Here is a 12,773-nt window from a genome sequence, read left to right on the forward strand (position 1 = left end):
AAAATTTTGAATATTAGGATGATAGATAATGAGGAAATTGTCAGATTATCAATTTCATGAGCAAATTGGAATGTCGTATTCATGGCTTTTATATAAAGCTGTTTCTATCCTTAATCAAGAGCAAGTACTGATCAAGACATCCAGGAATCAAGCAAGTCCACACGCAAAGGCAGAGTTAATTCATGAATACTATCTGTTAAAGGAATTAGATCTTACAGGGGGGGTTCTCAAGCCTGTTGCCTTGAAAAAAGGTAAAGAGATACCTTACTTAGTGATGGAGTTTTTTGATGGGATACCGCTGTCTGATTGGATGAAAGGAAATCCAGCATTCGATGTGAATCGCTATTTAAAGATGGCGCTCCAGTTAACATCGATTCTTTCTGCTGTACACCAGCATCACATTATACATAAATCGCTTCATCTGGACAATATTTTATATGACAACGATACGAATCAATTAAAGCTTACCGGTTTTCATCAATCCACAACGCTTTCCAAAGAAACGCCACAGGCTGATATCACTCCATATCAAATTGGAGAAGTGATCAGCGTATCACCTGAACAAACAGGCAGAATGAATCGGGCCATTGACTACCGAACCGATTTATATTCTCTGGGGGTATTGTTTTATCAATTGGCTACTGGACGCGCTCCTTTTGAAGGGAAAGGTCAAGCAGAAATCATTCATGCTCACTTAGCACAAACGGCTGTTAGTCCTGACCAAATAAATCCGGCACTGCCAACAATTGTTTCCTCCATTATTATGAAGCTACTAGCTAAAGATCCTGAAAATAGATACCAGAGTACATATGGATTAAAAAAAGATTTAGAGAAATGTTTCGCATTGTTTCATTCAGAGCAGGAGGTAGACGTTTTTCCGCTAGCGGAGCATGATGTGAGTCCCATGCTGGAAAAGCCGAATAAACTCTACGGGAGGGGGGGTTCAGAACTTGCCTTATTGATGGAGAGCTTTGAACGTGTGCAACATGGCAGACCCGGACTCGTGTTAATCCCAGGTTCAGCAGGTATTGGTAAAACAGCACTTGTACAACATTTACATACACCCTTACTTCATAAAAAGGGATATTTTATTTCAGGGAAATTTGTGCAATTTCAAAAACATACTCCTTATGCACCTATTATTGAGCTTTTCGCTCCTTAATAAAGCAAATTCTAACAGAGGATAATGAAAGCATTCAGCGATGGAAAGAAAAGTTGACAGCATCATTAGCGATTAATGCCTGGGTGGTTGCTAATTTTATACCGGAAATTGAATGGGTAATTGGTAAACAGGAAGATGGTCCAGATATTCCTTCCCAAGGTATGCATAATCGTTTTCTATTAGCAATAAGAAGATTTGTCGATGTATTTGCGGTCGAGAATCATCCTCTCGTATTATTCATTGATGATCTCCAGTGGGCAGATAATGCTACCATAGATTTAATGAGACACCTTTTGACGAATCAAGCGAGAAGAGACTTATTAATCATAGCAGCATATCGAGATAATGAAGTATCAATTGGTCATCCATTTGAGTTGTTTTTGAAGCAAATAAAGAATCAGGAGATCGATGTCGTATCGATTCCCATTCGCCCATTGACACAAGAGCATATTGAACAGTGGGTTGAAGACATTCTTGACTTGAAAGGAGGATCCGCTCATCCATTAGTGACATTAATTTTCCGTATCACAAAAGGGAATCCTTTCTTCATCATTCAGTTATTACAATTGTTACATCAGGAGAAATGGATAAGCTTTGATTTAAGTACAGCTACATGGCAGGTAAATCTTACCGCATTGCAACAAATTCCGATGACAGATTCAATGATTGATTTTATTAAAAAACAAATCAACAAATTGCCAGTAGAAACTTTTAAGCTTTTACAGCTGGCTGCATGTATTGGGAGTCAATTTAACCTGAAACTGTTAGCGACTATTGCAGGAGAAAGCTACGAAAAAACGGCAAACTTATTATGGGAGGGCTTAGAAGAAGGGTTATTTTACCAATGGATGCCAGCTATAAATGGGTTTATCCGAACGAGAATCAAACACTCTTAAACGAAAATCCCCCCCCAAGCTATCGATTTTTACATGACAAGATTCAGCAGGCTTTTTATAGCTCTATGGACGAGACGCAAAGAGTACAAAGTCATCGAACAGTAGCAGAAGAATTTATTCAGCATTTCACCGAAGAGGAAGTGGAGGAGCACCTGTTTTCTATTGTTCAACATTTAAATGTAGCTCAATCCTTGTTAACTACATCGGAACAACAGGGTTTAATCAAATGGAATCGTAAAGCGGGAGATAAGGCGAAACGGGCAGCAGCATTTGAAGCAGCTTTAACATTTTATCAACATTCCTTTCATCTATTTCAAGCGGATAAATGGCAAGCTGATTATGACGAGACGTCCAAGGTCATGCTGGGATACGGAGAAACCTTATACCTGAATCGTAACTTTGATGAAGCGGAGGCTATTTTCGAAGAAGTTTTAGTACATGCCAGGACAAATCAGGAAAAACTGTCTATTTATAACTTGAAAATACAGTTATATACGTATATCCATGAAGTAAAGCAAGCAACAAATGCAGGTCTCACAGGAGTTGGATTGTTTGGTTTGACTATAAAAGATCATCCAGGTAAAGCGCTGGTTGCCAAGGAATATCTGCTAACGAAGCTTGCTTTAGGAAAGAAAAACGGAGAGGATTTATTGAATCTTCCAGCTGTGACGGATGACAATCAACGCCTGATCATGCGAACGCTTATTAATACGAATGCTCCTACCTATCATGTCGATCAAAACCTGGCGACAATTTTAATGCTGCGAGCACTAAGGTTAACCATAAAGTATGGAGATATGGATCTATCAGCATTAGTATATAATAATTATGCGTTGACGCTTAGTGCCGGATTTGGCGATTATAATGGAAGTTATCAATTTGGTAAGCTGGCAATTCAACATGTGGGAGACTCGGGAGATACTGCTTTAGAAGCACGTGTATACTTTGTGTTTGGCAGTTTTGTGAATCATTGGAAGCAGCCCATTCGTTATAATCTGGATTATTTGGAGCGATCTCAACAGCTTAGCGTTGAAACGGGTAATCTCCATTTGGCAGGTGCAACAGGAGCATTTATTGGTCTGACACATCTTCTTAAAGGAGATAATTTATCAGAAGTGAAGGAAGGGATCGAAAGACAGATAACTTTAGCACAGGTCAACGAATTTGTTATATCCAGTGATTTCTTGCAAGAGATATTGGACTGGATTGCGGTTCTATCTGAACCAGACAGGCAGCCAAATTGGGAATTTCCTGATCTTACCGATGATATGTCGGTTGCTATTATGCATAAAACACTTAGACTCCAAATGTCATTCTTGTTAAATAACCAATCTGAAGCGGTCACTTTAATGGAAGAATTAGAGCCTATTGTCGATAAAATGATGGTATTAATCATAGCACCTGAATACTTTTTTTATCAATCATTATGGTTAACAAAGCTTTTAACAAAGTGTGAAATTCCAAAAAAAACAGCTTATAAAAAATTGAGAAGAAATGTGAAGAAATTGAAGAAATGGGCAACACATGCTCCTGTCAACTATTTGCATAAGTATTTATTGATTTGTGCTGAGCTGGAGAAACTTGCGAATAATGAAGTGAAAGCAGGTCGTTATTATCATCAGGCATTACAACATGCAGAGGAAAATGAATTTCTCCAGGATATGGCGATTGCAAATCATTGTGCAGCAAGCTTCTATCTATCCATAAATCTTCCGAAAACAGCTAAGAGTTATGTGACAGAGGCCTATAACAGTTATATTGCTTGGGGGAGCGGTTCATATTGCACAACAAATGAAAGATAGTTTTCCTAACTTATTGTTGCAAACGAATAAATCTTATCCGACCGATGGTAATGTAATGGAAAGCTTGGATAACAAAGCAATATTAGAAGCTGCTCGTATTATTTCAGGTGAAGTAGTGCTAGATAAACTTGTTAGTAAACTAATGGATATTTTTATAACCTATGCAGGAGCTGAGCATGCCTCCTTTTTAATCCAGGAGCAACAAAATCTTGCATTAGTTTCTTTCAAACATATTGAGGGAAAAATAGAAATGTATCAGCAGCTAAAAACAGTCGATGAATCTTCTCATTTATCGTCAGCTATTATTCATTATGTTGTGAATAGCAGGGAGGCAGTTGTTTTAAACAATGCAACGGAAGAAGGTCCCTTTATTGAAGATGACTATCTTCAGGAAGTACAGGCTAAATCCGTTTTGTGTCTTCCGATAGTTCACCAGGATAGACTGGTTGCTATTTTGTATATGGAAAACAATAAATCATCCCATGTATTTACCCGTGAACGATTAAATGTATTAACGTTAATCGCTTCCCAAGCCTCTGTATCGCTAGTAAATGCTTATCTTTATGCTGAATTAGAGGCTAAGGTGAAACAACGAACGGATTTACTAAATGATGCAAATCAGGAATTAACAGCGGTAAATCAACAATTGACAAACTCCAAGGAAAAAATGAAGCAGATGATATCAAATATTTCCCATGATTTACAATCACCTGTAGCAGTAGTGCAAGGATATATCGGTGCATTGTTGGATGGTTTAGTAGATGACCCTGTTAAACAAAATGAATTTTTGCATACAATTAATTATAGGATGGGGAGCTTAAGTAAGCTGATCAAAGATTTATTTGACTTATCGAAGCTGGAATCTGGAGATATGAAATTTTCTATGGAAGCCATACCAGTTGATCAATTATTTGATCATTTCTGTCAGCTGTTTAAGCTGGAAATCATACAGTCTGGCCTGCAATTTAAGCGGAGATTTAACAGGGATCAAGCGCAGGAATATCCACTGTTAGAAGTAGATGTTCAGAGATTGGAACAAGTGATGGCCAATTTAATTTCGAATGCGATTAAATATGCGACAAAGGAACTATTGAAATTGGTCTAACCATTACGGGTTCAAATGGAGCTGTCTTCTCCATCCGAGACGAAGGCGCCGGTATTACTGCCCAAGACCTTCCCTATGTATTTGATCGTTATTATACAAATAGCAAGCGCCAGGGAAGTGGACTAGGCCTTGCCATAAGCAAAGAAATTATTACCATGCACAACGGAAACATCTGGGTAGATAGTCAAATCGATCAAGGAACAACCTTTAACTTTTCGATACCACTTGTTTCACATTCGCTTGAAACACGGGGACGGTTCGCCTGTTTCACTAGAAGATAATCTGGTAAATCCTTCTCCAAATTTTTAAATTGGTGAAGGATTTTTACTTGTTTTGTAGAATTATTAAAGGGTAGAAAATGTGCTTAAAAGCGTTCCACACTTTTTTATAAACTTCAGACTTCCTTCCGTATTGCCTCTCTTAAGAAATACATTTACTAAAAAATTTCTATGTCTTTATATAAATTTATATGCAAAGTGGTGATAAGTTTGCCTCGTCAAGCGAGAAGAAAGAGTAAGAGCGGTGTATATCATATCATGTTAAGAGGTGCAAACAAACAAGAAATATTTCACGATAATGAAGACAATGCGAGATTTATGAACATTCTTAACAAATATAAAAAACAGGTACAATTAAAGATATTTGCCTGGTGTTTGATGAATAATCATGTACATCTTCTGATTAAGGAAGGAGAGGAGGAACTATCGGTAACAATGAAGCGTATTGCTGTCAGCTATGTCCAGTATTATAACAAGAAATACAGCACCACAGGGCACCTCTTCCAGGATCGTTTTAAAAGCGAAAATGTGGAAACAAAGCGATACTTTCTGTCTGTTGTCAGATACATTCATCAGAATCCGGTTAAGGCAGGAATGGTTACTCACGTTAAAGAATGGTACTGGAGCAGTTGTTGTGAATATTACCATAAATCCAGCGATTATCAAGAATTACTTGATCGCGATGGGGGGGTGCTGCGTATCTTTTCAGATAACCGAATAATTGCAATTAAGGAATTCCAAGCATTTAATGAAAAAAGTAATGCGGATGTATGCTTTGAAAATGAAAAAAATAGGATAAGAACATTAACCGATGAAGAAGCTAGGAAAAAAATTAAAATGATTCTTGGTTCCATAACTTTTGCACAAGTGAAAAGTTTATCCAGAACAGAAAGAAATGATATATTACGAAAAGTGAAAACCGCTGAAGGAATCTCACAGCGTCAGGCATCAAGAATTTTGGGTGTTTCTCTTAGTATTATTCACAGAGCATAAAAAGATAAAAAGCTCGACTTATCACAATAAAATTTATTATAAAACCCCCCCTTAATAGACAATGTTTCCCCCCTTTTTGCAACACAAGAACCGTCCCCCATGTTTCATTAAATTTCACTTCCTATGAAAATAGAGCTATAATATAGTGATAGTCTATGGTATGAATAGGGGGACGTCTTGGAGAAAAATTAAAGCATTCCTTCACGAGCATCTTCTTTTAAAGTAAAGCGTTCGTTTACTTTTAAAGTCTTAGGTGTCTTTTTTGTGTAATGGAAACGATACCACAAATAGAACGGGGAGGTATATGAAATGAAAAAACGTGCGATTGTTTATTGTGAAAACCTATTTGGTAAATGGGACGGTAAAACAGCAAATGGGTTAATTCAGGAAAGTGGTCATTACGAAATTGTCTCTGTTATAGATAGTAGTAAATCCGGTATCGATTCGGGGGGACTTTTTACTTGGAAAACAGAACGGTATACCCATATCCAAGGATCTCGATCATGCATTATCGCATTCTAAAGAAAAAGTGGATGATTTTATCTTTGGCATTGCACCTGCTGATGCTTCTTAAAGAGGGAAGAAAGATACATCATTCAAATGGCTATGAAGGCGGGGGGGATGAACATTGTGAATCCTCTACAAGAATTGCTTACAGAGGATGAAGAAATGGTCGAACTGGCAAATAAGTACGGAGTGAATATTTATGATATTCGAAAACCACGACCCCGTAAGGAATGGACGATATTCACAGGGCAAATCTTAGATTTAAAAACGCCTGTCCTTACTGTGTTAGGGACGGATGGGGGGGCATGCGGAAAACGCACCACTGCAATGGTGATAGAAAAAGAAATGAACAGAAGAGGCTATCACACAACCTTTATTGCAACAGGTCAAACCGGCCTTATTCAAGGAGCTAAATATGGATTTGCCATGGATGCTTTTCCTCTGCAATTTATGATAGGAGAATTAGAAAGAGAAATCTTACGTTCAAATAAGGCAGAAAATCCTGATTTTATTATAGTGGAAGGGCAAGGTGCATTAAGCCACCCTGCCTATGCTAGCTCATCAGGAATTTTAAAGGGCGCAAGACCACAAGCGGTTATTTTACAGCATCCACCAAAAAGAGAATATTTAAGTGATTTTCCTTTTATTAAAACCCCCCCTTCTGTAAAAAGTGAAATAGAACTTATTGAACATTTTGCTCAAACGAAGGTAATTGGTATTACCCTAAACCATGAAGAAATGAATGAGCAGGAAATAGAAGCAACCATTAATGAATATGAACAAGTATTTCAATTGCCTACAACAGATGTTTTGAAAAAGGGAGCAGATAAAATAGTTGATCGCATTATCGAATATTTCTTTTCAAAATAAGAGAATAGCAGGAGTTGTAAGTGGATGGAAAACATTTTCCCAAGAGTAGAAATTAATCTTGAAAAAATTAGACATAATGCAAAAATCTTAACAGTATTAGCAGCTAAGAAGGGCATTTCAGTTACTGGAGTAACAAAAGGGGTTGCGGGTAATCTTGATATCGCAAATGTAATGATTGATGCAGGGATTACCTGTCTCGCCGACAGTAAAATGAAAAATATCATCAGGATGAAAAAATACGGATTGCATGCAAAATTTATGTTATTAAGGACACCAGCACTTAGTGAAATAAAGGAAGTTGTCGAATTTGTAGATATCAGTATGAACTCCGAACTGTCCGTAATTAGGAGTTTGGCGGCAGAGGCGATCAAACAACATAAAGTTCATTCCATCATCTTAATGGTAGAGATGGGTGATTTAAGAGAAGGTATTATGGTCAGGGATCTCCCTGCAATCATTCGTGAAGTTATAGGATTAAAAGGGGGGGTTCATCTGGAAGGATTGGGAACTAATTTTGCGTGCTTTGGGGGGGGAATTATCCCAACAGAACAAAAAATGATCCAGTTTTCGCAATTGGCAAGAGAGATGCAGAGGAAATTCTCGATTATTTTCTCATACATTTCTGGAGGTAATTCAGCTAATTATAATTGGCTTGTCAATACAAAAAAACAGGCCTGATTAGTAATCTTCGGTTTGGAGAATCAATCCTGTTAGGCCGCGAGACTGTAAATGGTGAAAATGTTCCAGGTCTATATCAGGATGCCTTTTGCTTAGTTTCTGAGGTGATTGAAGTAAAGTCTAAACCTTCTCGACCCTTTGGTGAAACAGGAAGTAATGCATTTGGAGAAAGGTTACTATTTAAAGATAACGGAATGATGAACCGTGCTATTATCGGATTGGGACGGCAGGATGTCATGGTCAAGGGATTAGAGCCATTGCAACCTGTTGACATTATTGGATCAAGTAGTGATCATATTATTCTAAATGCAAAGAATATGAAGATAAGTCCAGGAGATTTAATTAAATTTTCTCTAAATTATGGAGCGCTATTATCTGTTATGACTTCTCCTTATATATATAAGAAAAGTATTTATCGCAAAAGCAGTCACGCCATTAGTAAAAATTTAGCATGATTATTTTATATTTATATAGTGGGACTATCAAACTGGGCATTTCTTACGTTACACATATCTGAATAAGTAAAGGGTAACCTATAGTATCCATAAAACATAATAGGAGGATACCATGACAATTGTTCGTCTCGGCTATGTGGCGATGAGTATGCAGGTGAAAAATACTTCTCCTTCCAAAACGATGACCTTTACCCAATTCGAAAAAATTGTGGATAGAGAAGCGGCAATTCGCAAATTAGAACGTATTGCCTTAACTAATTTACATAATACGTCCAGAATATTGAAGCATAATATTGCATCAGATATTTATTTTTATCGATTAACTTCAAGATTGATTCCATTAGCGAACCATGAAGCATTACTAGATTGGAATTATATGAAGCCGCTGGGAGAAAGTCTGAAAGAGTTAGGAGATTTTGTACAGAAGCATCAAATACGAGTCGATTTCCATCCCGATCATTTTGTGCTCATTAATTCACCTAAAGAAGAAGTGCTAAAAAACTCAGTCAAAACCTTAAAATTACACTATTTATTACTAAAAGGGATGGGAATCGATCCTCAGCATCGATGTGTTCTTCATATAGGCGGGAAATATAAGGAAGCAGATAAAGCACTGGAACGTTTTGTTGATAATTGGATGATGGTACCAAGTCCAATTCAAAAAATGATAATGCTTGAGAATGATGACACTTCTTTTACATTAGAAGATAACCTCTATCTATGCGAGAAACTAGGGATTCCGCTTGTTTTTGACTATCACCATCACCTTGTCCATCATAAAAATAAGGATTGGGAAAGTAACTGGGAACGAGTTGTGAAGACCTGGGAGTATTCTATTCCCCCCCACTGCCGATAAAAATGCACATATCCAGTCCGAAAAGTGATCAAGCGATCCGTCACCATGCAGACTTTATTGATATTGATATATTTATTGATTTTTTAAAAGAAATAAAGGGTACTGTTCCCAGAATTGATTGTATGATAGAAGCGAAGAAAAAAGATGAAGCGCTGTTTAAATTAATGAAACAGATACAATTAAGAGACGATTTTGAAATCATCAATGGATCTACTTTTCGATTACAATAAAAAAAGGTACTTCATTGTATTTTAATTTCCTTGGTCACTGATGCAGAATAGACAATATATTAGAAAAAAACGTGAAAAATGGAAGTCATGTATAATGTGATTGAGAAAGTGGAAATTTTTAAATTCCATTAAGGAGGAATCTTTGTGCATGTTATCATCCGGATTGAAATGGATAAAGAAAAAGTAAATATAGGTAAAATTGCAACGCTGATCAATCAGCATAATGCCGATTTAATAGCGATCGATGTCATAAGGGAGACATCAAAGCAAACAATAAGAGATATATCGATTAAGGTTAGTAATGAAGCTGTTCAAATCAAGGTAATTGACGCTTTAAAGGAAACAGAAGGGGGGGTCCACGTTAAGCATATTTCGGATCGAACTTTTCTGATTCATTTAGGGGGGAAAGTTAGAAATTCAGCCTAAGCTAGACCTTAAGAACAGAGAACAGCTGTCCCATGTCTACACACCAGAAGTAGCGAGAGTGTGCCGTGCGATTGATGAGCAGCCGGAACTAGCACATAACTTGACGATAAAGAATAATACGATTGCAATAGTATCCGACGGTACAGCGGTGCTAGGTCTGGGAGAGCTTCGCCCTGAGGCAGTAATGCCCGTTATTGAGGGGGGGAAGGCAATGTTGCATAAGCGTTTTGCGAATGTCAATGCCTACCCGATCTGTTTAGGCACAAAAGATCCACAAGAAATTATTAAAACGATTAAAGCAATAAGCCCGGGATTTGGTGCGATCCATTTGGAAGATATTGCATCACCACAATGCTTTGAAATTGAAGAGACGTTAGAAAAAGAATTAGATATTCCTGTATATCATGATGATCAGCATGGAACGGCTATTGTTGTGTTAGCTGGTGTTTTGAATGCGCTTAAATTAACGAAGAAGAATTTAGAAGATGTGAAGATTGTTGTATGTGGCGTTGGAGCTGCAGGTATTGCGATTACTAAGATGCTTTTAGCAGCTGGAGCGAAAAATATTGTAGGAGTAGATAAGGAAGGCACGATTACTTCAGAAAAACAGTACGATAATCAGATGTGGCAATGGTATGCGTCCCAGACAAACGCAGATAAAATCGATGGACCATTAAACAAGGCAATGGAGAATGCGGACATATTTATAGGTGTAGCAGATGCTGATATATTAAAAGTCGAGGATATTAATAGAATGGCAACTGATCCGATTGTGTTTGCCCTAGCTAACCCCCAATCCTGAAATCTCACCAGATGTAGCTCAAGATCATGTGCGTGTCATGGCAACGGGAAGATCGGATTATCCGAATCAGGTAAATAATCTTTTATGTTTTCCAGGGATATTCAGAGGTGCTTTAGATGCTAAGGCGACTACGATTAATGATGAAATGAAAGTAGCGGCAGCGCAAGCTATTGCGGAGACCATTCAGGAAGATGAATTAAGTGAAGATTATATTGTTCCAGGTGTATTTAATGAGAGGGTTGTAGAACTAGTAAGAAATGCTGTATATCAAGCAGCAATGGATAGTGGGGTGTCCAGGAAATTATAAGTGATCAAAAGAGCATCAGGTTATAACCTGATGCTCTTTGTGAATTATTTAAAAGCCTCTGGAATCATTGTAAATCCATCGATTAAGGTATCTTCTTCGACTTCAATCATCAGATATCTTCTTCCGTCAAATTGGACTTGTCTTACATGGCGTAAATCTTCGGGGCTTACTGAAATATTGGCTACTTTTGTATTGATTTTAATCGATTTAGATTTATACTTCGGCACGATATTACGGGCCTTGAGCTCGTAGCTTGTATCATCGATCACATTTTTAAAAGCTGTCTCCATTCTTTCCGTATCGATATCTTCCACACCACTTGATTTTAAAACGCGTTCGACATCTTTATAATCAAGAGTTGGTGTTTCTTCGTCTTCATTATCTTCCGTCATCCGGTGAATTTCCTCATAGACATTAGCAAGTGTAGAGGAATTTATTTGATGACCTACTGCATCGCGAACGACCTCTTCGAAAACTATTTTATCTTCTTTAGCTGTCATTGTTTCTTCTGCGTTTAAAACTACTTCAACAAAAGTTTCATCCGGTTCATTTGCTTTACCGGCTGCATAGAGAATATGGTTGACATCTGCAGCGTTATCTGTAAAGCAAGGAAATAAAAAACCACCAATTGGTGCGGTTAAATTAATAACAGGATTAACTACCACATTGTATTTGAATTGTTTCTCCACATAATCAAATTGAAGTTCCTTCTTCGGATCCTGGGTTTTATTGATACTACAAAGAATAAAAGAATGAGAATATACTGCATTAAGTTGACTTTCTTCAGACTCTTCACTTTGACGTTTTGTCGGCTTCACATATTCTCCGCGAATAAAGGTGATAACAATATCCATTTCATATTGCCGATCCTGCAGCATTTTTTCTACGATTTCAAGCATCTGCTCTTTCCAATCATCGCTCTCTGCTGTTAGTAATCCTTTATGTAAGATTAGTTGGGTAGGGTTATCGACGTCAGACTGAAATTTAAGCTCAAATAACTTTTCATCCAGTTGGCCTGTTAGTACTTTTTTAAAATTGTTCATGAATAATTCCTGTTCGTCTTGGTCTAACATACCAAATATTTGGCTCTGTTGATGATAGATATCACTGGATTCCTTCATGACATAGACGTTAAAGATTTCGTTAATCTTTATGCGGTCATTATCTATTTTAAATTCTTTTCGTATACTGGCTATATCTTTTTTATTCATGGATTATTTCACTCCTACTTCACAATCTTTTATATACGCTTTCATATTTTAACATAAGGATTAGCGGAGAGGAGATAAAATAAAAGAGAATCGTTTCGTTTTCTGAAACTTTTGGCGAATAATTTAATATATAAATCAACATGAAACCGCTTTATAATATAAAATGAAGAGTTTGTAAAAATAATTTATCACGGT

General features: G+C 37.2%; 7 protein-coding genes and 4 pseudogenes. 10 read left to right on the forward strand and 1 reads right to left on the reverse strand.

Annotated features, from left to right (window positions below):
• Nucleotides 1–28: 28 nt before the first annotated feature.
• The 10 genes and pseudogenes from JCM21714_RS21560 (at nt 29) to JCM21714_RS11350 (ending at nt 11,367) form a co-directional block, all read left to right on the forward strand.
• A pseudogene (locus tag JCM21714_RS21560) lies at nt 29–2,058 on the forward strand (AAA family ATPase).
• The gene (locus tag JCM21714_RS11320) at nt 1,974–3,860 is read left to right on the forward strand and encodes a hypothetical protein (protein ID WP_235182800.1); all 1,887 of its coding nucleotides are present in this window, start codon (nt 1,974–1,976) and stop codon (nt 3,858–3,860) included. The pseudogene JCM21714_RS21560 and the gene JCM21714_RS11320 overlap by 85 nt, the downstream one beginning before the upstream one ends.
• The gene (locus tag JCM21714_RS11325) at nt 3,850–4,965 is read left to right on the forward strand and encodes a GAF domain-containing protein (protein ID WP_035724421.1); all 1,116 of its coding nucleotides are present in this window, start codon (nt 3,850–3,852) and stop codon (nt 4,963–4,965) included. Before JCM21714_RS11320 ends, JCM21714_RS11325 begins: the two co-directional genes overlap by 11 nt.
• A 32-nt stretch (nt 4,966–4,997) precedes the next feature.
• A complete protein-coding gene (locus tag JCM21714_RS24120) occupies nt 4,998–5,246 on the forward strand; it encodes an ATP-binding protein (RefSeq protein ID WP_369403560.1) in 249 nt (82 codons plus the stop codon).
• 198 nt (nt 5,247–5,444) lie between these two features.
• On the forward strand, nt 5,445–6,236 hold the full coding sequence (locus tag JCM21714_RS11330; RefSeq protein WP_235182790.1) for an REP-associated tyrosine transposase: 792 nt from the start codon (nt 5,445–5,447) through the stop codon (nt 6,234–6,236).
• Nucleotides 6,237–6,545: 309 nt separating this feature from the next.
• Nucleotides 6,546–7,613, forward strand: a pseudogene (locus JCM21714_RS24125) (N-acetyltransferase DgcN family protein).
• Nucleotides 7,614–7,637: 24 nt separating this feature from the next.
• Entirely contained in the window at nt 7,638–8,291 is a 654-nt protein-coding gene (locus JCM21714_RS21570) for an alanine racemase (RefSeq protein WP_235182793.1), read from the forward strand.
• Entirely contained in the window at nt 8,261–8,746 is a 486-nt protein-coding gene (locus JCM21714_RS21575; RefSeq protein ID WP_235182794.1) for a type III PLP-dependent enzyme domain-containing protein, read from the forward strand. The genes JCM21714_RS21570 and JCM21714_RS21575 overlap by 31 nt, the downstream gene beginning before the upstream one ends.
• Nucleotides 8,747–8,858: 112 nt before the next feature.
• Nucleotides 8,859–9,832: pseudogene (uvsE, locus tag JCM21714_RS11345) on the forward strand (UV DNA damage repair endonuclease UvsE).
• Between the two features lie 168 nt (nt 9,833–10,000).
• Nucleotides 10,001–11,367, forward strand: a pseudogene (locus JCM21714_RS11350) (NAD-dependent malic enzyme).
• A gap of 44 nt (nt 11,368–11,411) precedes the next feature.
• Here the strand turns inward: JCM21714_RS11350 and JCM21714_RS11355 are convergent.
• Nucleotides 11,412–12,578: a DUF4317 domain-containing protein gene (locus JCM21714_RS11355; protein ID WP_035724425.1), complete on the reverse strand. Its 1,167-nt coding sequence runs from the start codon at nt 12,576–12,578 to the stop codon at nt 11,412–11,414.
• Nucleotides 12,579–12,773 lie beyond the last annotated feature (195 nt).

The sequence above is a fragment of the Gracilibacillus boraciitolerans JCM 21714 genome, assembly GCF_000521485.1.
Classification (GTDB): domain Bacteria; phylum Bacillota; class Bacilli; order Bacillales; family Amphibacillaceae; genus Gracilibacillus; species Gracilibacillus boraciitolerans.

Coding starts and splice junctions, on each gene's coding strand:
- JCM21714_RS11355 (WP_035724425.1), bottom strand. CDS start 12,578: ATGAATAAAAAAGATATAGCCAGTATACGAAAAGAATTTAAAATAGAT.
- JCM21714_RS21570 (WP_235182793.1), top strand. CDS start 7,638: ATGGAAAACATTTTCCCAAGAGTAGAAATTAATCTTGAAAAAATTAGA.
- JCM21714_RS11325 (WP_035724421.1), top strand. CDS start 3,850: ATGAAAGATAGTTTTCCTAACTTATTGTTGCAAACGAATAAATCTTAT.
- JCM21714_RS11320 (WP_235182800.1), top strand. CDS start 1,974: ATGGGAGGGCTTAGAAGAAGGGTTATTTTACCAATGGATGCCAGCTAT.